Here is a 21,437-nt window from a genome sequence, read left to right as displayed (position 1 = left end):
GGCTATTCGCGCCATTGCCTGAATGGCTCCTTTGGAGCCTAATCGCGGTGGGCAATTCGGAGTTGGGAGGTCGTTATGGATCGCAGGACGGTGTTGAAGGGATTGGCGGGGGCAGGCAGCCTGGCAGTGACGGGCGGTTTCCCGATGCCGGCGATCTCCCAGGGCGCGGCCGCGAAGACCATGCGCTTTGTCCCACAGGCAGATCTTGCGAATTTCGACCCGATCTGGGGTACGCAATATGTCGTGCGCAACGCCGCGGCGCTGGTGTGGGACACGCTCTACGGCTTCGACGACAAATTGCAGCCACAACGCCAGATGGTTGAATCCGAGCAGGTTTCTGATGACGGCTTGACCTGGACCTTCCGCTTGCGGTCCGGCCTCAAATTCCATGATGGCGAACCTGTGTTGGCCAAGGACGTGGTGGCCAGCATGGCGCGCTGGTCGGTCCGCGATCCGATGGGCCAGATGATCAAGGCGATCCAGAACGAACTCACAGCCGTCGACGACCGGACGTTCAAATGGGTTTTGAAGGAGCCGTATCCGAAGATGCTGGTGGCGCTCGCCAAGAACAACGCGCCTTGCTCGTTCGTGATGCCGGAACGGATTGCCCAGACCGATCCGTTCAAGCAGATCAACGAATATATCGGTTCGGGCCCGATGAAATTCGTCAGGAGCGAATGGGTACCCGGCGCCAGATCGGTGTTCGAAAAGTTCGCGGACTATGTGCCGCGGCAGGAGCCGTCATCGTGGCTTGCCGGCGGCAAGCAGATGCTGATCGACCGCGCCGAATGGATAACGATTCCCGATCCGGCCACAGCCGCGGCGGCGCTGCAAAACGGCGAGGTTGACTGGTGGGAAAACCCGATTTCCGATCTCGTGCCGGTGTTGAAAAAGAACCGCAACGTCGCCGTCGATATCGCCGATCCGCTCGGCAATATCGGCTCATTCCGTATGAACCATCTGCATCCGCCGTTCGACAATGTGAAGGTGCGGCGCGCCGTGCTCACGGCGCTGAATCAGGAAGATTACATGCGCGCGATCGTCGGTGACGACAACGCGCTGTGGAAGCCGCTGCCGAGTTTCTTTACCCCAGGCACGCCGCTTTATTCGGAAGAAGGCGGCGACATCCTCAAGCAACGCAATATCGATGCCGCCAAGAAACTTCTGGCCGAAGCCGGCTATGCCAACGAGCCGGTCTCCTGCATCGTGGCGCAGGACCAACCGATCACCAAGGCGCAGGGCGACGTGACCGCGGATCTCCTGAAGCGCATCGGCATGAACGTCGACTTCGTCGCGACCGACTGGGGCACCGTCGGCGCGCGCCGCGCGCAGAAGACGCCACACAATCAGGGCGGCTGGGAGATGTTCCACACCTGGCATGCCGGTGCGGATTGCCTCAGCCCGGTCGGCTATACCGCCCTTCGTGGCACTGGCGACAAGGCATGGTGGGGTTGGCCGACCAGCGACAAGGTCGAAAAAGAGATCACCTCCTGGTTTGCCGCCAAGAGCCTCGATGAGGAAAAGTCCGCCATCGGCCGTCTCAACAAGGCGGCGATGGAAGACGTGATCTACGCGCCGACCGGCTTCTTCCTGAGCTATACGGCGTGGCGCAAGAACGTGAGCGGTATCGTGAAGGGGCCGTTGCCCTTCTTCTGGGGCGTGTCGAAGACCGCTTAAACGTGCGGTAGCCACATGTCCTCGTACATCCTTCGGCGCATCCTCGTCACCATCCCCGTGATGGCGATCGTTGCGTTTTTCGTTTTCAGCTTGCTTTATATCGCGCCGGGCGATCCGGCGGCGGTGATCGCCGGCGATCAGGCGAGCCCCGCCGACGTCGAGCGCATTCGCCAGAGTCTCGGCCTCGACCGGCCGTTCCTGGTCCAGTTCGGCAGCTGGCTCTGGCGGATCGTGCATTTCGACCTCGGCACCTCGATCTTCACCAATCTGCCGGTCACTTCCATGATCGCACAGCGGATCGAGCCGACGCTGTCGCTGATGTTGCTGACGCTCGCGCTGACGCTGGTTGTGGCCGTGCCGCTCGGTGTGGTCGCGGCCTGGAAAGCCGGAAGCCTCGTTGACCGCACCATCATGGGCTTTGCCGTGGCCGCCTTTTCGCTTCCGGTCTTTGTGGTCGGCTATGTGCTCGCCTATGTTTTCGCGCTCGAGCTCGAATGGCTGCCGGTGCAGGGCTACACGCCGTTTGCTACCGGTTTCTGGCCGTGGCTGCAAAACCTGATCCTGCCTTCCGTCGCGCTCGGCTGCGTCTATATCGCGCTGATCGCGCGCATCACGCGTGCTTCCATGCTGGAAGTGCTGCAGCAGGACTATATCCGAACCGGCCGCGCTAAAGGACTCGGGCAGCCCAGCATCCTGTTCGTTCACGCCTTGAAGAATGCGGCCGTGCCAATCGTTACGGTGATCGGCATTGGCGTCGCGCTTCTGATCGGCGGTGCTGTGGTGACCGAAAGCGTATTTGCCATTCCCGGTCTCGGCCGATTGACGGTCGATGCGATTCTGCGCCGCGACTATCCAGTAATCCAGGGTGTCGTTCTGATGTTCAGCTTCGTCTACACGCTGGTCAATTTGCTGGTCGACCTGACCTATACGCTTCTCGATCCGAGGATCCGCTATTGACCCTCTTAACCACCAGCGCCGTATCTGTGCCGCCTGGCCTGGCCATCGCGCAGCAACTCCCGGATTTGATGCTGCCGGTGAAAGTCCGGCGCGGCTTACTGGGCTTTTTGCGCAACAACCCGACGGTTGCGATCGGTGGGGCGCTGCTGCTCTGCCTCATATTAATCGGTATCTTCGCGCCGTATCTCTGGACCGTCGACCCGACCGCGCTGGCGCCGGCACGGCGCACGCGGCCGCCATCGGAGCTCTACTGGTTCGGAACCGACGCGCTCGGCCGCGACGTCTATTCGCGTGTGCTTTACGGCACGCGGGTCTCGCTCACGGTTGGCCTGTCGGTGGCGGTGCTCGCCACCATCGCAGGGCTCGCGATTGGTCTCGTCTCCGGTTTCGTGCGCTGGGCCGACGGCATCGTCATGCGCATCATGGACGGGTTGATGTCGATCCCGCCGATCCTGCTCGCTATTGCGCTGATGGCCTTGACACGCGGCAGCGTCGGTAACGTCATCATGGCGATCACCGTTGCTGAGATTCCGCGGGTGTCGCGTCTGGTGCGCGGCATCGTGTTATCGTTGCGCGAGCAGGCTTACGTCGATGCAGCGGTGGCCTGCGGTACGCGGACGCCGATGATTATCCTTCGCCACATCCTGCCCAACACGCTGGCGCCGATGCTGGTGCAAGCGACATATGTCTGCGCCAGCGCGATGATCGTGGAAGCCATTCTTTCCTTCATCGGCGCCGGCACGCCGCCGACGATCCCGTCCTGGGGCAATATCATGGCCGAGGGCAGAGCGCTGTGGCAGGTGAAACCCTATATCGTGTTCTTCCCCGCCGCGTTCCTCTCCGTCACGGTGCTTGCCGTCAATCTCGTTGGCGATGGGATGCGCGATGCGCTCGACCCCCGCATGGCCAAGAATCTTTAGGTCGAACCCGATGGCATTGCTCGAAGTCGAGAATCTTCAGACCCACTTCCGTACCCCCGACGGCATCAACCGGGCTGTCGACGGCATCTCCTTTCATGTCGACGAAGGCGAGACGCTGGCGATTGTGGGCGAGTCCGGTTGCGGAAAGTCAGTGACATCGATGTCGCTGATGCGACTGATACCCGAGCCGCCCGGCAAGATCGCGGGCTCGGTCCGCTTCCGCGGGAAAGATCTGCTGAAACTTAGCGATCGCGAAATGCGCGGCATCCGCGGCAACGACATTTCGATGATCTTTCAGGAGCCGATGACGAGCCTTAACCCGGTGCTGACCGTCGGCCGTCAGATCGGCGAGACGCTGCGGCTGCATCAGGGGCTCGACAAGAACGCCGCCGAACAGCGCGCCGTGGAACTGTTGACCCTGGTCGGCATTCCCGAGCCGGCGCGGCGGGTGAAGGAATATCCGCATCAGATGTCGGGCGGCATGCGTCAGCGCGTGATGATCGCGATTTCGCTCGCCTGCAATCCAAAGCTTCTGATTGCCGACGAGCCGACGACGGCGCTGGACGTGACGATCCAGGCCCAGATCCTGCAACTGATGCTGGATTTGAAACGCCGGGTCGGGGCCGCGGTCATTCTGATCACGCATGATCTCGGCGTGGTCGCTGAAGTCGCCGAGCGCGTCATGGTGATGTATGCCGGCCGCAAGGTCGAGGAGGCGCCGGTTGCCGATCTCTTCCGCTCGCCCCGGCATCCTTATACGCAAGGCTTGCTCGGCGCCGTGCCCAAGCTCGGTTCGTCGTTGACCGGTACGGCGCGGCGGCTCGCCGAAATCCCCGGACAGGTGCCGAGCCTCAAGCAGCGCATCCCGGGCTGCGCCTTTGCCGGCCGCTGTCCGCTGGTGACCGAGCTCTGCCGCGAGGTCGCGCCGGGACTGGAAGAAAAATCGTCGCGCCATTTCGCCGCCTGCCATTTTGCAAAGAAGGAGGCGGTTGCGGCATGAACGCGCCCCTGTTGCAGGTCAACGACCTCAAAAAACATTTCCCGATCCGCGGCAATTTTTTTGGCCGCAGTACGAGCCGCGTCTATGCCGTGGACGGGGTGTCCTTCGAGATCGCGCGCAGCGAGACTCTGTCGCTGGTCGGCGAATCCGGCTGTGGCAAATCGACGGTCGGGCGCGCGATCCTGCGTCTGTTCGATATCACCGCGGGTCAGGTGGTGCTCGACGGTCAACGGATCGACGACCTGTCGCCGGATCGCCTGCGCCGCATCCGCCGCCGCGTGCAGGTGGTGTTCCAGGACCCGTTCTCGAGTCTCAATCCGCGCTTGCGCGTGCGCGATATCCTGGCCGAGCCGATCCGTAATTTCGGGCTCGCCAAATCGGCCACTGAGCTCGAATCCAAAGTCGCGAACCTGATGGACACCGTGCGCCTGCCGCGTGACGCGCTGGGCCGCCGGCCGCACGAATTCTCGGGCGGCCAACGTCAGCGCATCTGCATCGCGCGGGCGCTTGCGGCGGAGCCTGATTTGATCGTCTGCGACGAGGCGGTTTCGGCGCTCGATGTCTCGGTGAAAGCGCAGATCATCAACCTGTTGCAGGACTTGCAGCGCGAATTCGGCCTCGCGCTGCTTTTCATCAGTCACGACCTGGCGATTGTCGAGCACATGACCCATCGTGTCGCGGTGATGTATCTGGGCAAGATCGTCGAGATGGCGCCGCGGTACCAGATATTCGCATCGCCGAGACATCCCTACACCAAGGCACTGCTCTCGGCGGTGCCGGTGCCGGACCCGACCGTGCGCCGTACGCCGATCATCCTGAAAGGCGACGTGCCGAGCCCGATCAATCCGCCGAGTGGATGCCGCTTCCATACCCGCTGCCCGTATGTGTTCGACCGCTGCCGCACAGAAGAGCCGGAGCTTCGGCAAAGCGCCGAAGGCCAGTGGGCGGCATGTCATCTCGATGTGCTGCCGGACACGCCAGCGTCGGCCACATGACGAAACAATCAGAGTTCCGGTAACCCCGGCTCGAACTGCAGAACGCCCTCGACCCATTTGGCGACCGAGAGCAGCCGCAGGTCTTGCCGATAGCCGCCGACAAGCTGAATACCAAGCGGCAGATGGTTTTTGCCAAATCCCGCGGGCAGAGAAATCGCCGGCGCGCCGGTCAGCGTCCACGGCGCGCAATATTCGGCCTTGCCGGTGAAGTCGAGTCCTTGTGGCGCTTCGCCGAACGCCGGCACGGTCAGGATCGCATCAAAGCCCGATAGCTCCTCGGTCAACGCCGCCCGCAGCTTTTCCTGGATCGCTTTGGCGGCGAGATAGTCAAAGGCCGACGTATTTTTTCCGGCTGTGACCAGCGTTTTCAGATGGTCGCTGGTGCGATCCGGATAACGTTCGACGAGATCGCCGAAGATCAGCGACGCCTCGCTGGCGAGAATGGTATTAATCGTGTTCCAGTTGACGGTATCGAGCTCGTTCCATTCGCGCGCTTCCACGAGGGCGCCGGCCTCGCGCAGCTTCGCGGCGACAGTCTCGAACGTCTTCTGTTGTTCGGCTTCGACATCAGCCCAGTTCCGAAACCGCACGACCCGAAGGCGCGGCTTGTCCAGTGGTGTTATGCCTCGGCCGGGATCGAGTTCGAAGCCGGGAAGCGGCCGGCCATGAACATCGGCGTCGCTGGTTGCCGTGAGCAGAGACAGCGCAAGGGCCACGTCATCGACGCGGCGCGCGAAGAAACCAACGTGATCGAGCGAAGGGCTCAAGGGATGCACGCCGGTGCGCGGGATCGCGCCGAAACTCGGCTTGAGGCCGACAACGCCGTTGAAAGCGGCGGGCCGGATCACCGAGCCCAGTGTCTGCGTTCCCAACGCCAGCGGCACCACGCCGGCTGCGACCGCTGCTGCGGAGCCCGACGACGAGCCGCCCGGTGTATGCCGCGCATTCCAGGGGTTGGTGGTCGGGCCGGGATGACGCCAGGCGAATTCGGTCGACACGGTCTTGCCGAAAATCGTGGCGCCGAGCTGACGCAGGCGTTCGACCACCCAGGCATCCTGCGCCGGTACACGATCGCGGTAGATCGGCGATCCGTTGGTAGTCGGCATGTCTGATGTCGCGATGATGTCCTTGATGCCCACGGGAAGGCCGGAGAGGGGCCCCGGCCGGCGGCTGACGTCGCGCGGCAAATATTCGAAAGCTTTCAGGACAGGCTCGACGGCTTTCGCGCGCTCAAGGCAGGCGGCGGCGTAACCCTCGGCAAAACTGTTGTCCTGTTTGAAGCGACGCAGAAGCTCAAGCGCACCCACGCTGAAATCGGAGCTGGACGTCGTATCGTTCATGAAATCACGCCTTCGCAAGCACGAGATGACTGGTCAGCCGGCGCGCGATGTCGCGCCGCAGCGCGTTGAATTCCGGCGAGGACACGTCGCGGGGCCGCGCCAAGTCGATGCGGAAATCGCTGTCGATCCGTCCAGGCCCTGCGCTCATGACCAGCACGCGATCGGCGAGCAGTACGGCTTCTTCGACCGAATGGGTGACGAAGATCGTGGTCACGCCGGTGCGCTTCCAGATTTGTAAGAGTTCGTTCTGAAGCTGTTCGCGGGTCAGCGCATCGAGCGCGCCGAACGGTTCATCCATCAGGAGAAAGTTGGCGTTGTTGGCGAGCACGCGCGCGATCGCGACGCGCTGCTTCATGCCCCCCGACAACTGGTTCGGATAACGATCGGCGAAGCGCTCGAGGCCGACCATTTTGACAAACTCGTCCGCGGTCTTGTCGATCTGTTCGCGCGGCAAATGCCGTTGCCGCGGCCCGAAGCTGATGTTCTGCCGCACCGTCATCCATGGAAACAGCGCGTAATCCTGAAACACCATGCCGCGGTCGCTGCCGGGTCCGGTGACCGGCTTGCCGTCGATCGAAACCTGACCGGTGGTTGGCTCTTCGAAGCCGGCGATGATGCGAAGCAGCGTGGACTTGCCGCAGCCGGAGGCGCCGATCATGCAGACGAATTCGCCCCTGGGGATGGTGAGATCGACTGGCGCCAGCGCCTCGACCTCGTCGTCGCCAACCGCAAAGCGCTTGGTGACGCCGCGGACGGTCAAGAGATCCTGATGCCCTTTACTCACGATGCTGCGGGCTCCAGCTCAACAGGCGATTGCTGATCGCGACAATGAGGCGGTCGGTGACAAAGCCGCAGGCGCCGATGACGATCATGCCGGTGATCACGAGATCGGTACGTGATAATGTGCGGCCATCCATCACGACCGAGCCGAGACCGGTGGGAACGCCGGTCATCTCGCCGACCACGATCAGGATCCAGGCAAAGCCGTGCGCGATCCGTAGTCCGTTGAAGATCGACGGCAGCGAGGCCGGCAGCACGATCTGCCGGAACAGCCCGGCGCCGGAACAGCCGAGCATGGAAGCAGCCTCGAACAGTTTTGGGTCGATCGAGCGCACGCCGAACATGGTATTCAACAGGATCGGGTAGAACGCGCCGAGGAAGACGAGGAAGATCGCTGCATTCGGCCCCAGTCCGAAAAAGATCATCGATAGCGGCAGCCATGCGGTGACCGGGATCGGGCGCAGAACCGAAATCGTGGGGTCGAGCAGTTGCCGCAACACCTTGATGCGCCCAAGCATCATCCCTAGGGGAATGCCGATCACGGCGGCGAGGAAGAAGCCGCCATAAACGCGCTGCATCGACTTCCAGACGTGGGTGAGGATGGTGCCGCTGAAGGCGTCGTCATAGATTCCGCCAAAAGTGAAGTCGTACATCATCACCGCGACCTGATACGGGGTCGGGATCAGCCGGGTGCCTGATATCGCTACCGCGCGGTCCCAGATCAGGACCAGAAGCAGCGGAAAGCCCGCGCCAAGCACGATCGCGCGCAACGTCTCCAGCCGCTGGCGCTTTCGGCGCGACGCGGCTGCGGCCGGTACGCTTGCCTCGGTGCTGTCGGGCAGGGTGGTGGCGTGGTCGCTCACGTTGTGCCGTTACATGAACTGTTCGGTGATGGCGCGCGCCATGTCGGGTGCCTGGCGGACCTGCTTCTTCTCGACCATCAACTCGCTATAGGCCTTGGCGCGGTCGATGAAGCCCTGGTCGATCTTCCAGGTCAGTTCGACGTTCGGCACCGCTTTCTCGATCGACGGGCGTTGCTGTCCGAGCTTTTGCATGGCGACCTCGACCATCTCTTCGGGATGCGCCATCGCGTAGTCGGTTGCCTTCTTGTGCATGTCGACGATCATCTTGAGACGTTCGGGGTTCTCCTTGATCAGCTTCTCGCTGGCCGAGAGGATCATGTTGAGCGAGCCGATCGGCGTCGAATAGGGGTATTCGACCAGCCGGCCGGTGCCATTGGCGAGGCTGATTCCGGGGCCGGGCTCGGCGCCGACATAGGCGTCGATATCGCCGCGGGCGAGCGCCGCCGGCATGTCGCTGAACGACAGCCGGATCGGCTGGATGTCCTTGACCGACATGCCCTCGGCCTTCAGACGCTCGAGAATGACGACTTCCTGCGTCGAGCCCGGGAAGATCGCGACGCGCTTACCTTTGAGATCCTTGATCGTCTTGATGTCGGATTTGGCGTCCGCGACGACGCCCATGCCGCGGTTGGTCGCGGCCGCGACGATCACGACCGGCTCGCCGGCCGCAGCGCCAAGCAAAAACGCGGCAATACCGTGAATGCAGGTGTCGACGGTGCCGGTCAGCACCGCATTCTTTCCGTCGGTCGGGCTCTCGAAGGGGATGACCTCGATCTTGTAGCCCGGCGGCGCAAACTTCTCGTAGAAGTAGGGGGTGATACCGTGAATCAGCTTCAGCGTACCGACCCGCAGCACCTTGTCCTCGGCGTTCGCCTTCGGCGCGGAGATCGCAAGCGACAAGCTTGCGAATAAAACGGGCAGCAGGCGGGTCAAAAACGACGCAACGGGCATGGCAGTCCTTTCAGCCAACACGACATAGTTTATTTTACCCGGCGACCGCACCCTATACAGGATGCCTTCCGTCGAGGGAACCATCGATTATTCAAAGCGTAAGAAGAGGGGTTGCGACGCAGCGGGACTGGCCGGCGCGGTAACCTTGCCTGTCAAATCCACTGGAATTGACGGCTTTATTCATTAAGTAAACGAGGTGGGCGGGCAATCGGCTGAGGGAGGCCTTGATGGTCTTGAATCGCGTAGGGCTGGCTGCTACAGGCCTGGCGTTTTTGGGCATGACGGCATTGGCCTGGAGCGGTCTCGCGTCCGCGCAGCCGTATCGCGCCGGCGAGTTTCTCAATCTCGATCTTTCCCGCGCCGTGCTGTCGCCGACGCCGCTGGGTCCCGCCACGAGCTTCACGCCAGGTCCGCTGGATGTGACGATCGATCGCGGCAAGGACACGGGCCAGGCCAATGCGGAGTTGGTGGTCGATCCCAAGACGGTGCCGGTGGCCACAGTCCGTGCCGAGAACCCATCCTCCACCAAGGTCGAGCCCAGGTCTGCAACCATTGCTGCTCGTGTTGCCCATGCGCGCGTCGAACGAGCACCGGCGCACAAGCCGCGCGCACTCGTTGCGCTTCACGGACGAAACCCCATCGAGGCGCAGGCGCGCGATACCAGCGTTCAGGTCTGGCCCTGCAAGTCCGGCGGCATCTGCAACTGGAAGCGCTAGGCCGATGGCGGTTATGACGGCATCTTGATTTGAAGGTTGCGGCGCCAGCACAATATCAGCGGAAGACGATTTCGTTCAAAGTCTCGTCTCAAATCATTTCTCTCCTCACCCTTGCCCAGACAAGGGCTGCCCGTCTTCGGAGTTCATCAAAATGGAACAACTGCAAACGCAGGGCATCAGCCTGCCGCGCCTTGGTCTTGGCACCTATCGCATGCAGGGCGACGCCTGCCGCGCGGCGGTGGAAAGCGCGCTCGGGCTCGGCTATCGCCACATCGATACCGCGGAGATGTATGGCAACGAGGAGGCGATTGGGGCTGCGATTGCCGCCTCCGGCGTCGCCCGCAAGGATCTGCATGTCACGACCAAGGTCTGGAACGAAAATCTGGCGCCGGACGCGATGCGCCGCGCCTTCGATACCAGCCTGAAGAAGCTGAGGCTCGATCAGGTCGATCTCTATCTCGTGCATTGGCCGGCGCCGAACATGAACCTGCCGGCGATGTTCGAAACGCTGATGAAGCTGAAGCAGGAAGGCCGCACGCGTGCGATCGGTGTCGCCAATTTCAACGTTGCGCTCCTCAAGAAGGTCGTCGAAGAGATCAAGGCACCGATCGCCTGCAACCAGGTCGAATATCACGTGATGCTCGACCAGACCGCGCTTCGGAAATACCTTTCCGCCAAATCGATCCCGCTGGTCGCCTATTGTCCGCTTGCGCAGGGCCGGGCGGCCTCTAACGAAACACTCATGGCGATCGGCAAGAAGCACGGCGCAACCGCGGCGCAGGTCGCGCTGAAATGGCTGCTCGATCAGGATGGCGTGGCGGCAATTCCGAAGGCCTCCCGCAAGGAAAGCCAGCAGGCCAATCTCGATGCGCTCAACGTCGGGCTCGACGACGAGGATCGGCAAGCGATCGCAAATCTGCCGAAGGACCGGCGCTGCGTATCTCCGGGCTTTGCGCCGGCGTGGGATTGATCCGCGCTCAGCAGGCCCAAAACGAAAAAGAGAATGGCCCCTTGCGGGGCCATTCCTGTGTCGGCCTTAGCCCCTATAGTCGCGATGCCTGACCACGACCCGATCACGGTCGTGATGGCGCCAGCCCTGGTGCCAGCCACGATCGTGATGCCACTCGTGATGGTGTCCGCGCTTGATGACGATCTTCTCGGCATTGGCAACGGACGGCGCCGCGATCGCAATCGCGGTAACAGCAGCAATAGCGTAAGCAAGCTTCTTCATGGTGTCCTCCTCCATTAGTGAAGATTGAACTTCATACGAGGAGGGAACGTTCCGCGCGAATCCCAAGAGAATTCTGAACGCCTATTCAGCTTTGAAAATGTTCCGCGGCTGGTGGAGCGAATTTGGCATTGGCAATCCGCCTGGCCGCTAGCCGCAAGATCAGTCTACGATGGCCTGATAGACCAGCGCGTTGATCTTCTGCCGGTAATGCCAGCGAACGGGGCCAGGCGCCGCCGACATATAGACCACCGCAAGCTCCTGCTTCGGGTCGGCCCACCAGTCGGTGCCGCTCGCGCCGGGCCAGGAGAACTGGCCGACCGAACCCATCATCTTCACCACGCCCGGCGTCGTCCGCACCGCAAGTCCGAGGCCGAAACCATAATCGGCGCGGGTCGGATCGGCGTTACCGATCAGATTCCTGATGTGCGGGCCAAGCTGGTCCGACAGCATATAGGCGACCGTTCTCGGACCAAGCAGGCGGGCTTCGCCGTTGCGGCCCTCGTTCATCAGCATCATCGCAAACTGCAAATAGTCGGAAGCCGTCGAAGCCGCACAACCGCCGCCGCACTCGAATTTGAGCGGCTGGGTCAGTTCGGGGCTGCGGGCTTGCGGCTTGCCGGTGTCGGGATCGACAGGTAGCGGCTTGGCGTAGCGTGCCGCCTGGTCGGGTGAGATCGAGAAACCCGTGTCCTTCATGCCGAGCGGCGTGAACACATTGGCCTTGAGGTATTGCTCGAGCGTCTGGCCGCTGATTTTTTCGATCGTGAGACCCAGCAGGTCAAGCCCAAAGCCGTAGTCCCATACAGTTGCGGGTTGATAAAGCAGAGGAGCCGACGCGAGCTTGTCGAGGAAGGCCACGCCGTCATATTCGCGCGACGCGTCGCCGCTGCCGGCCGGGACCATCTTGTGCACCAACGTGTTGCCGCGGCCGCCATAAATGATGCCGGAGGTGTGGCGCATCAGGTCCTGCACCGTGATCTGCCGGTCGGCGGCCACCGTTTCCGCCGTCGGTTCGCCACTGGCGTCACGCGCCGCGACCCGCATGTTTGCGAACTTCGGAAAATATTTCGAAAGCGGATCTCCGATCAGAAGCTGGCCGCGCTCATAGAGCATCAAGGCACCGACCGTCGTCATCGGCTTGGTCATGGAGGCGATGTTGAAAATGGTGTCCGTGGTCATGGCGACCCCGGCCGCCTTGTCGCGCCAACCGTAAGCCTCAAACATCACCAGCCTGCCGTGACGTGCGATCGCGACGACCGCGCCGGGAATGCGGCCTGCATCGATATCGGCCTTCAGCACCTCGCCGATGCGCGCCAGCCGTTCGTTCGACATTCCGACCTCCTCCGGCCTGGCGCGGGGCAGGTCGGCCGCAAAGGCTGCACTGGAAGCTAAAAGACAGAATGTCGCAGCGAGCAAACGAATGCGGATCATGGACGTCTCCCGTTTCGAGCTCTGGTGGCTCTTGGGAAAGACTATGCCAATGGTCTTCGTCAAACCAGTTGCGTTTGACGCAGGCGTGCCTGCGGCTTGCGCAAATGCGTGCGGCGTCGCATCATTGACGACAAGAAACGTCAAATCTGGGGGGAACGTCAGTATGTCCGAACTGTCACGCCGTCATTTCCTGGCCGGCACGGCCGCTGCTGCATTGTCAACGTCGCCGGCGATCGCCGCGATGGGGCCGAACGACAAATTCGACCTGGTCATCAAGGGCGGCGATGTGCTCGACCCGAGCCAGTCGTTACGGGGAAAGCGCGATATCGGCATTCGCTGGGGCGTGATCGAGGCAGTCGAGGCCGAGATTCCAGCGGCGCGCGCCGCCAAAACCATTGATGCGTCGGGCAAACTCGTGACGCCGGGCCTCGTCGACCTGCATTGCCATGTTTATCCGTATGGTTCGGCCATCGGCATTCCCGCCGACGAACTCGTGCAATTCCAGAACACGACAACGGTGGTGTCGGCCGGCGACGCCGGCGTCAACAATCTTGCCGCATTGCGCCGCTTCATCGTCGCGCAGACGCGGGCGCGGATGTATGCCTTCCTCCACATCGCCAATAACGGCCTGTCGGCGTTTCCGGTGGCCGAGCTCTACAACATCGACAACGCGCAGGTGGAAGCATGCGCAATGGCGCTCGCCGAGAACCCGGATTTCCTGCTCGGCGTTAAGGTCCGGATGTCGGAGAACGTCATCTACAAGCACGGCATAGAACCGCTCAAGCGGGGTATCCAGGCCTGTGAGATGTGCGGTTGGCCGGCCAAGATGATGGTGCATATCGGCGGCGTCGAAACGTCACAATTGATGACCGACATCCTCAATCTGCTGCGGCCGGGCGATGTCCTCACCCATTCCTATTCGGGTTTTCTCAACAATGCCGGCGCGGCGACCAACATCGTGCAGGACGGCAAGCTGTTGCCGGCGGCGCTCGCGGCCAAGCAGCGCGGCGTGATCTTCGACGTCGGTCACGGCGGCGGAAGCTTCGATTTCACGGTGGCGGAAGTGGCGATCCCGGGCGGCTGTACGCCCGATACGATCTCTTCCGACATTCACGTCTTCTCGGGCAACACGCCGGGCACGCCATACCTGCCGAACGTCATGGGCAAGTTCATGGCGCTTGGCTTCTCGCTCGAGCAGGTGGTCGCGATGGCCACCATTGCGCCAGCGAAGATCATCAACCGCGCGCCGAAGATCGGCACGCTTCAGATCGGCGCCCCCGGTGACGTCTCGATCATGGACGGGGTGGAAGGGCCCGTCACCTTCGTCGATACCCGCAACAACAAGCGTGACGGCAAGGTGCAGTTGAAGCCGGTACAGACCGTGATCAACGGCGTGCCGTTCGGTCGACCGTATCAGGCGCCATTTGCGGTGAGGTAACAGTTCGCGGCGTTGGCCGTGGCGGCCGCTTTCTGCCGGCTGGCGTGAGCGGCTACCAGCCAGGATGTCCGCGCCGACAGCGCGGCCGCAACGACCAGGGCCGCGGCTGCGATCAGCGAGGCCATGCGGAAGTCACCGAGCCGCTCGGACAGAAACCCCGCCACCACCGGGCCTGCGATCTGTCCGAGGCTGAAGCTTGCGGTCATGCGGCCGAGCGCCTGCTGCGAGTTGCCGGGCGCGAGCGTTCGTCCGGCCACAAAGCCGAGCGCGGTAATGCCCATGAAGGTGCCGCCCAACAGCAGCGTGGCTACCGCGATGCCTGACATCGTGACCCACTCGACGCTGGCGACGACCCCCAACGCTTCGAGCGCGCAGGCAACCGCAAAAGCGTTGAATATCCCGATCCGCTGACCGAGCCAGCCCCAGACCGTGACCGAGGGGATCGCGGCGAGTCCAAAGATGATCCAGACCCAGGGTTCGAGGACGTGGACGTTTTCGGCCAAGCGTACGATCGCAATCAGGAAGGTCGCCGTGATGACATAGCCGAAGCCGAACAGGCCGTAGGCCAGGATCATCGCGCCGATGCCGGGCGGCGAGGTTTGCGCGTTTACGGCCTGCGGCTTGGCCGCGATGTCACGGCTGTGCGGGACCAGCGCCGCAGCCACGGCCGTTGCAAGCGCAGCGAGCGCGCCGGAAGCGATCCACAGGTGCTTCCAACCCGCGCCCCAGACCAGCATGGTCGAGACGGCGAGCGCCGAAACCATGATGCCAAGTCCGACGCCGGCAAAATGAATTCCGGACAGGGAATGACGTCCTGAAAGCGCAAGCTGCTGCAGAACCAGCGTCGAGGCACATACGATCACGAAAGCACTCGCAGCCCCGCCGATGAAACGGAGCGCGACGAAGATCACGATGTTCGACGACAGAGCCATCGCCGCCGTCGTTACCGAGCTCACGACCAGGCCGGCCAGCAACCACCATCTTGGACGCGCGGCGGCAAACGGCAGGCTCGCGAGCATGGCGCCGGCGAGGTAGCCGAGAAAATTGGCGGACGCGATGATACCGGCGTCGGACTTGCTCCAGCCGAGCGCGGCCAGCATCACGGGAAGGATCGGCGTGTAGACAAAACGGCCAATGCCGAGGGCGGCTGCCATGGCGGCCAATCCGCCAAATGCGAGAGCTGCGGAGCGATCGGTTTGCGCATCTGCTGGCATGGTCGATACCGGTTTCACTTGTCCAGGGCCTGGGGCGATCCTAGGACGAGCGAGATCGGGTCCGGTAACGGTTAGATTTGATGGCGGCTATCACAGGCAGCGATAGCGGGCTTATTCGGCCGCTGCGTTCCGCGCGGTGGCCGGCTTGGCTGAATCGAGAAAGGCGCGCAGCGCGCTCGAGGCGTAGGCTTCGCGATGGCGAACAAAGACGGTGTCGACCCATTTCTCGGCGTTGGGCAGGCTGTGGACGCCCACGCGCTTGTGATCCCATACCGAGCCTAGCAGCGCCCTCGGCAGCAGCGTGATGCCGAGTCCGGCGCTGACGCAGCTGAAGATGGCCTCCAGCGTGCCGAATTCCAGGCACCTCACGCCAACGATCCCACGCCGGGCGAGCAGGGCCTCCAGATGCAGCCGATAGGAGCAGCCGATCTTCAGGACGATGATTTTCAGATCCGGTATGGCCGCGATCGCGTCGAAATCGGCAACGCCCGGAGCCGTCATGATGACCAGCTCTTCCCGAACGAACGGTTCGGCCACCAGGTCGGGATGGTTCACCGGCCCGCAGACATAGGCGCCCTCGAGGCTGTGATGGAGAACCTGGTCGACAAGCTCGGCGGTCGTTCCGGTGCGCAGGGTGAGGTCGACGGCAGGATTGGAACTCGCGAATTCGGCGAGAGTGGGCGACAGCCGCAACGCGGCCGTGGTGTCGAGCGAACCGATCACCAGCGGACCGGAGGGCGATCCCTGATCGGCGACCGCCCGCCGGGCGTCCTCAAGCACGCGCGCGGCGCGGCTTGCAAAGGGCAGCAGTCGCTTTCCCGCCGCGGTCAGCGTCACTCCGCGATGGGTGCGCTCGAACAACTCAAACCCGAGTTCGTCCTCCAGCGCCTTGATGCGCGCGGTGACGTTCGATTGCACCGTGTTGAGCTCGAGCGCGGCTTTGTTCATGCTGCCGCAACGCGTGACGCTCTCAAATACTCTCAGGTCGGCCGCATCCATCGTGAGAGCTCCTTGGGCTAATCCCGCTCATGCACGGGACTTCATCTCCACATTACCACTACGTGTCGGCACGCCGAATTCCTTCCGGCAAACCTCGGCAAAGGTCGCGACGCCCTCGCGGATTTGCTGGTGAGTCGGACTGGCGAAACACAACCGCAAACGCGAGCCAGCATAGGCCTTGTCGGTCGACCACTCCGGTCCCGGATTGATCGAGACGCCGGCGGCGAGTGCGGCCTGATAGAGTTTCAGCGTATCGACGTGATCAGGCAGTTTGACCCAGAGGAAAATGCCGCCCTTGGGCACCTCGAACTCCGCCGTAGTGCCGAAATGCTCGTTCAGCGCTTCCATCAGCGTATCGAGTTTGGCACGCAGGCCGCGTCGCAAAGCAGGCACGTGTGTCTCAAAATGCGGCGTGCAGTATTCGGCGAGCACCATCTGCTCCAGCGCGCCGCTGCCGGCGTCGGTTTTCAACGCCAGCATCCGCGACATCGCCGCCCATGGCGCCACGATGAAGCCGACGCGCAAGGCCGGTGCGATCGATTTGGAAAATGAGCCGATATGAATGACGTTGGCGGACTTGCTTAACGCGTGGATCGCCGGCGGGCGCTTGCCGTCCCAGATCAGATCGGCGTAGCAGTCGTCCTCGAAGATCGGCACGCCGTGCTGTTCGGCGAGCTTCAGGAGCTCGAGACGTCGCGCCTCCGGCATGATGGTGCCCGTCGGATTTTGCACGGTTGGGATGGTATAGATAAATTTCGGCGTAATGCCGCGGCGTTTGAGGTCTACAAGCGTGTCGGAGAGCACGTCCATCCGCATGCCATCGCCGTCGAGTGGAATCCCGATCGTATTGACCCCGAGCCGCGTCAGCCGGTTCAGCGTGCCTTGATAGGTGTCGCGCTCGACGATCACGGTATCGCCGCGGGCGAGCAGGGTGGCATTGACGAGGTCGAGCGCCTGCAACGAGCCAGAGACGATCAGGACGTCGTCCGCGGTACAGGAGATGCCGCCATCGCGTCTCAGTTTCGCAGAGAGAAACTGGCGTAAGGCGAGATATCCCTGCGGGCCGCTCTGGAGCCCATAGGTGGCGAGTGTTTGTCCCTCGCGTCTTAGCACGGCGTTAACCGCCTCGATCAGACCATCGAGCGGGATCTGCTCGGGATCGTTGTTGCCGCCGACGAAGCTGTATTTGGCAAGCCCCGTCCATCTGGCTGCTGCGGCAGGCAGGCCAGCCGGCAAGAGTGGCGAAAAGTCAAATGGCGCGGCCGTCATAGGCCCTCCCTTGTTCTTGATTGCGTTCGACCTTATTCAAGTAGACAGGCTTTGTCGCCACCACCCGCTACGCCGGGGAAGCCATTCTGCCTTGCGTAATGAGGCTGGCGCGACCCGAGCTGCCGGGCTAATGCTCGCGCCACCAAACGAGAGACCCTATGGCCGATCCGATCCAGGAAGTTCTGCATGCCTTTGCCCATGGCGAGCTTGTCGTGGTTACCGATGACGACGACCGCGAGGGCGAGGGCGACCTGATCGTTGCGGCCTCGCTGTGCACGCCTGAAAAGATGGCGTTCATCATCCGCCACACTTCAGGGATCGTCTGCGCGCCGATCACGCAGGAGGACGCCCGCCGTCTGCGGCTTGATCCGATGGTGGCCCACAATGATTCCAGCCACACCACCGCGTTCACCGTCTCGATCGACTACAAGCCCGATGGCGGCACCGGCATTTCCGCGGAAGAGCGCGCTTCCTGCTGCCGGGCGCTGGCCAATCCGAATGTCGGCGCCAACGACTTTGCGCGGCCGGGCCATGTGTTTCCGCTGATTGCGCGGGACGGCGGCGTGCTGCTGCGTTCGGGCCATACGGAAGCCGCGGTCGACCTCTGCCGGCTGAGCGGCCTGCCGCCGGTCGGTGTCATCAGTGAGCTGATGAATGACGACGGCTCGGTGATGAAGGGCGAGCAGGTGGCGCGGTTCGCCAAAGCGAACAATCTCAAGCATGTCACGATCGCTGACATGATCGCTTACCGTCAGGCGCGGGAGAAGCTGATCGAGCGCGTCTCGAGCTTTTCCGCTGAAAGCCCGATCGGGCCGTTGCAGGGCTTTGCCTATCGTTCGCCGTTCGATTCGATCGCCCACGTTGCCTTCGTCTACAACGGCGTCGGTGACGGCAGGAACGTGCTGACCCGCTTCCACAAGCCCAACATCGTGCGGGATATCTTCACCGGGCCGAAGCACATGCAGCAGGTGCTGGAACGCTTCAAGAAGAACGGCAGCGGCGTTCTGGTCTACTTGCGCGATGGTGCGGCCGGCGTTCCGGTGGCGCCACTGCCCGAGGATAAGACCGCGGAGGCCGACCGCAACAAGCAATGGCGCGAAGTCGGTGTCGGTGCGCAAATCCTGCGCGACCTCGGCGTCACGTCGATCCGGAACCTGAGTTCGTCGCTGCACGACTACAAGGGGCTTTCCGGATTCGGCATCGAGATCGTCTCGAGCGAGGCGCTCGAAGGCTGATAGCATCAGGTCATTGTGAGTTGAGCAGGTGCGACGATCGGCGATGCGGTTCTTTCTGCCTCGGAATGACGCAATTGCGCTTCTGTGCCGATCGATTTAAAATGCAACTGATGTTGTGAAAGGATTTTCCATGAGCGTGCGCCCTCAGGCCAAGGACAAACCGTCGCCCGTTAATTTTCAATGGGACGACCCGTTCCTGCTCGACGACCAGTTGACCGAAGACGAGCGGATGATCCGCGACACCGCGCGCGCCTATGCGCAGGACAAGCTTCTGCCGCGCGTGACCAAGGCCTATCTCGAAGAGAAGACCGACCGCGAGATTTTCAACGAAATGGGCGAGCTCGGCCTGATCGGCATTACGCTGCCGGAAGAATATGGCTGCGCCAATGCAAGCTACGTCGCCTATGGGCTGGTGGCGCGCGAAATCGAGCGCGTCGATTCCGGCTATCGTTCGATGAACTCGGTGCAGTCCTCGCTGGTGATGCATCCGATCTATGCCTATGGCGACGAGAACCAGCGCAAGAAATACCTGCCGAAGCTTGCGACCGGCGAATGGGTCGGCTGTTTCGGCCTGACCGAGCCCGATGCCGGTTCCGACCCCGGCGGCATGAAGACCCGCGCGGAGAAGACCGCCGATGGCTACCGGATCAGCGGCTCCAAGATGTGGATTTCCAACGCGCCGATCGCCGATGTGTTCGTGATCTGGGCGAAGTCCGCCGAACACAACAACCAGATCCGCGGCTTCATTCTCGAGAAGGGCATGAAGGGGCTTTCGGCGCCGAAGATCGGCGGCAAGCTGTCGCTTCGCGCCTCCGTCACCGGTGAGGTCGTGATGGACGGCGTCGAGGTGTCGGAGAGCGCGCTGTTGCCGAATGTTTCCGGCCTCAAGGGCCCGTTCGGCTGCCTCAATCGCGCGCGCTACGGCATTTCCTGGGGCGCGATGGGGGCGGCCGAAGATTGCATGCACCGCGCGCGGCAATACACGCTTGACCGCAAGCAGTTCAACAGGCCGCTCGCCGCAACCCAGCTCGTGCAGAAGAAGCTCGCCGACATGCAGACGGAGATCGCGCTCGGCTTGCAGGCCTCGTTGCGGGTCGGCCGGCTGATGGACGAAGGCAAGATGGCGCCGGAGATGATCTCGATCGTCAAGCGCAACAATTGCGGCAAGGCGCTCGACATCGCCCGCACCGCGCGCGACATGCACGGCGGCAACGGCATCCAGATCGAATATCACGTGATGCGGCATACCGCGAACCTCGAGACCGTGAACACCTATGAGGGCACCCACGACGTCCACGCCCTGATCCTGGGGCGCGCCATCACCGGCATTCAGGCGTTCTCGTAAGGGCCTTAATCGTAGTAGCGAACACCGCTGTCATCGTCCGCGAAAGCGGACGATCCAGTATTCCAGAGACCTCTGGTTCAACCCCGGCTCCCGGTGTTTACCGGATCCCCGCCTGCGCGGGGGATGGCCTAGCGAGTGCAGGTAACTCCCATGGCCGATAACGACGACGTCCCGTTCAACCGCAATTTTCCGCTTGCGCCTGGCGTAGTCGAGGAAGTGCGGCTCGGCGTACGACGAATCCTCTGCAACAATCCGAGCCCGTTCACCTTCACCGGCACAGTGAGTTACATCGTCGGCCGCGGCAAGGTCGCCATCATCGATCCCGGTCCCGACGATGAAGCCCACGCCAAGGCGCTGCTCGATGCCGTGGGCGGGGAGACGGTAACGCATATTCTCGTCACCCACACCCATCGCGACCATTCGGTGAACACGCCGCGTATCAAGGCAGCGACCGGCGCGCCGGTCTTTGCCGAAGGCCCGCATCGGGCGTCGCGACCGCGCTTTGAAAGCGAGAAGCATAATCCGGAATCAGGCGCCGACCGCGAGTTTCGCCCGGACATTGAAGTCAAGGACGGCGAGATGATCGAGGGCGAGGGCTGGAAGCTCGAGACGGTCGCGACCCCCGGCCACACCGCCAATCATCTCGCTTTCGCCTGGCCCGATCGCAAATTTCTGTTCGTCGGCGATCACGTGATGGGATGGTCGACCTCGATCGTGGCGCCGCCGGACGGATCGATGGTCGATTACATGGCCTCGCTGGAGAAGCTCGCGGCGCGCGGCGAGGAGCTCTATTTCTCCGGGCACGGCCCGGAAATTCCGGATGCGCCGCGTTACGTGCGCTTTCTGATCCGGCACCGCCAGGCCCGCGAGGCGTCGATCCTGCATCGCCTGTCGAAAGGCGAGGCCGATATCCCGACGATCGTGCGTGCGATCTATATCGGCATTGATCCGCGCCTGATGCGAGCGGCCGGTTATTCCGTGCTGGCGCATCTGGAAGATCTGGTCGGACGTGGCATCGTTGCAACCGATGGCGATCCCGTGATCGATGGAACGTATCGGCTGGCCACCGCGTAAAG

20 protein-coding genes are annotated in these 21,437 nt (G+C 62.6%); 11 read left to right on the top strand and 9 right to left on the bottom strand.

The window, feature by feature from the left end:
- The first annotated feature begins 75 nt into the window (after nucleotides 1-75).
- From BUA38_RS04585 to BUA38_RS04565, 5 genes are all read left to right on the top strand, one after another.
- Complete coding sequence (locus BUA38_RS04585; RefSeq protein ID WP_072816903.1) at nucleotides 76-1,677, top strand: ABC transporter substrate-binding protein; 1,602 nt, start codon at nucleotides 76-78, stop codon at nucleotides 1,675-1,677.
- A gap of 15 nt (nucleotides 1,678-1,692) precedes the next feature.
- Nucleotides 1,693-2,634 carry an ABC transporter permease gene (locus tag BUA38_RS04580; RefSeq protein WP_072816902.1) on the top strand — a complete coding sequence of 314 codons (942 nt, stop codon included), beginning with the start codon at nucleotides 1,693-1,695 and terminating at the stop codon, nucleotides 2,632-2,634.
- A gap of 68 nt (nucleotides 2,635-2,702) precedes the next feature.
- Complete coding sequence (locus BUA38_RS04575) at nucleotides 2,703-3,554, top strand: ABC transporter permease (protein WP_156898918.1); 852 nt, start codon at nucleotides 2,703-2,705, stop codon at nucleotides 3,552-3,554.
- A gap of 10 nt (nucleotides 3,555-3,564) precedes the next feature.
- On the top strand, nucleotides 3,565-4,554 hold the full coding sequence (locus BUA38_RS04570) for an ABC transporter ATP-binding protein (RefSeq protein WP_072816900.1): 990 nt from the start codon (nucleotides 3,565-3,567) through the stop codon (nucleotides 4,552-4,554).
- Entirely contained in the window at nucleotides 4,551-5,549 is a 999-nt protein-coding gene (locus BUA38_RS04565; protein ID WP_072816899.1) for an ABC transporter ATP-binding protein, read from the top strand. Before BUA38_RS04570 ends, BUA38_RS04565 begins: the two co-directional genes overlap by 4 nt.
- A gap of 8 nt (nucleotides 5,550-5,557) precedes the next feature.
- On the opposite strand, the gene BUA38_RS04560 is transcribed toward BUA38_RS04565, so the two are convergent.
- Genes BUA38_RS04560 through BUA38_RS04545 form a run of 4 tightly spaced genes read right to left on the bottom strand, consistent with a single transcriptional unit; the run spans nucleotide 5,558 to nucleotide 9,483 of the window.
- On the bottom strand, nucleotides 5,558-6,889 hold the full coding sequence (locus tag BUA38_RS04560; RefSeq protein WP_072816898.1) for an amidase: 1,332 nt from the start codon (nucleotides 6,887-6,889) through the stop codon (nucleotides 5,558-5,560).
- Nucleotides 6,890-6,893: 4 nt separating this feature from the next.
- Nucleotides 6,894-7,673, bottom strand: coding sequence for an ABC transporter ATP-binding protein (locus BUA38_RS04555; protein ID WP_072816897.1), 780 nt, complete (start codon nucleotides 7,671-7,673; stop codon nucleotides 6,894-6,896).
- A complete protein-coding gene (locus BUA38_RS04550; protein WP_072816896.1) occupies nucleotides 7,666-8,532 on the bottom strand; it encodes an ABC transporter permease in 867 nt (288 codons plus the stop codon). The genes BUA38_RS04555 and BUA38_RS04550 overlap by 8 nt, the downstream gene beginning before the upstream one ends.
- Nucleotides 8,533-8,541: 9 nt before the next feature.
- Complete coding sequence (locus BUA38_RS04545; RefSeq protein WP_072816895.1) at nucleotides 8,542-9,483, bottom strand: ABC transporter substrate-binding protein; 942 nt, start codon at nucleotides 9,481-9,483, stop codon at nucleotides 8,542-8,544.
- A 227-nt stretch (nucleotides 9,484-9,710) separates the two neighbouring features.
- On the opposite strand from BUA38_RS04545, the gene BUA38_RS04540 reads away from it, so the two are divergent.
- Together BUA38_RS04540 and BUA38_RS04535 are read left to right on the top strand one after the other, a co-directional pair.
- Nucleotides 9,711-10,199, top strand: coding sequence for a hypothetical protein (locus BUA38_RS04540; protein ID WP_244553190.1), 489 nt, complete (start codon nucleotides 9,711-9,713; stop codon nucleotides 10,197-10,199).
- 151 nt (nucleotides 10,200-10,350) lie between these two features.
- Nucleotides 10,351-11,169, top strand: a complete 819-nt coding sequence (locus BUA38_RS04535; RefSeq protein WP_072816894.1) for an aldo/keto reductase — start codon at nucleotides 10,351-10,353, stop codon at nucleotides 11,167-11,169.
- A 66-nt stretch (nucleotides 11,170-11,235) separates the two neighbouring features.
- On the opposite strand, the gene BUA38_RS04530 is transcribed toward BUA38_RS04535, so the two are convergent.
- Together BUA38_RS04530 and BUA38_RS04525 are read right to left on the bottom strand one after the other, a co-directional pair.
- Nucleotides 11,236-11,430, bottom strand: a complete 195-nt coding sequence (locus BUA38_RS04530) for a hypothetical protein (RefSeq protein WP_072825821.1) — start codon at nucleotides 11,428-11,430, stop codon at nucleotides 11,236-11,238.
- A 159-nt stretch (nucleotides 11,431-11,589) separates the two neighbouring features.
- Nucleotides 11,590-12,861 carry a serine hydrolase domain-containing protein gene (locus tag BUA38_RS04525; RefSeq protein WP_072825820.1) on the bottom strand — a complete coding sequence of 424 codons (1,272 nt, stop codon included), beginning with the start codon at nucleotides 12,859-12,861 and terminating at the stop codon, nucleotides 11,590-11,592.
- A 163-nt stretch (nucleotides 12,862-13,024) separates the two neighbouring features.
- On the opposite strand from BUA38_RS04525, the gene BUA38_RS04520 reads away from it, so the two are divergent.
- Nucleotides 13,025-14,299, top strand: coding sequence for an amidohydrolase family protein (locus BUA38_RS04520; protein ID WP_072816893.1), 1,275 nt, complete (start codon nucleotides 13,025-13,027; stop codon nucleotides 14,297-14,299).
- Here the strand turns inward: BUA38_RS04520 and BUA38_RS04515 are convergent.
- From BUA38_RS04515 to BUA38_RS04505, 3 genes are all read right to left on the bottom strand, one after another.
- Nucleotides 14,275-15,453: a YbfB/YjiJ family MFS transporter gene (locus tag BUA38_RS04515; RefSeq protein ID WP_197685912.1), complete on the bottom strand. Its 1,179-nt coding sequence runs from the start codon at nucleotides 15,451-15,453 to the stop codon at nucleotides 14,275-14,277. The genes BUA38_RS04520 and BUA38_RS04515 overlap by 25 nt on opposite strands.
- 171 nt (nucleotides 15,454-15,624) lie before the next feature.
- Nucleotides 15,625-16,512, bottom strand: a complete 888-nt coding sequence (locus tag BUA38_RS04510; protein WP_072816892.1) for a LysR family transcriptional regulator — start codon at nucleotides 16,510-16,512, stop codon at nucleotides 15,625-15,627.
- Between the two features lie 27 nt (nucleotides 16,513-16,539).
- Entirely contained in the window at nucleotides 16,540-17,781 is a 1,242-nt protein-coding gene (locus tag BUA38_RS04505) for a PLP-dependent aminotransferase family protein (protein ID WP_072816891.1), read from the bottom strand.
- Nucleotides 17,782-17,939: 158 nt separating this feature from the next.
- Here BUA38_RS04505 and ribB point away from each other — a divergent pair, with 158 nt between their 5' ends.
- From ribB to BUA38_RS04490, 3 genes are all read left to right on the top strand, one after another.
- Nucleotides 17,940-19,016, top strand: a complete 1,077-nt coding sequence (gene ribB / locus BUA38_RS04500) for a 3,4-dihydroxy-2-butanone-4-phosphate synthase (protein ID WP_072816890.1) — start codon at nucleotides 17,940-17,942, stop codon at nucleotides 19,014-19,016.
- 130 nt (nucleotides 19,017-19,146) lie between these two features.
- Complete coding sequence (locus BUA38_RS04495) at nucleotides 19,147-20,361, top strand: acyl-CoA dehydrogenase (protein ID WP_072816889.1); 1,215 nt, start codon at nucleotides 19,147-19,149, stop codon at nucleotides 20,359-20,361.
- A gap of 150 nt (nucleotides 20,362-20,511) precedes the next feature.
- Nucleotides 20,512-21,435 carry an MBL fold metallo-hydrolase gene (locus BUA38_RS04490; RefSeq protein ID WP_072816888.1) on the top strand — a complete coding sequence of 308 codons (924 nt, stop codon included), beginning with the start codon at nucleotides 20,512-20,514 and terminating at the stop codon, nucleotides 21,433-21,435.
- Nucleotides 21,436-21,437 lie beyond the last annotated feature (2 nt).

The organism is Bradyrhizobium erythrophlei (assembly GCF_900142985.1).
Classification (GTDB): domain Bacteria; phylum Pseudomonadota; class Alphaproteobacteria; order Rhizobiales; family Xanthobacteraceae; genus Bradyrhizobium; species Bradyrhizobium erythrophlei_B.
This window is presented reverse-complemented; position numbering and strand designations above follow the sequence as displayed.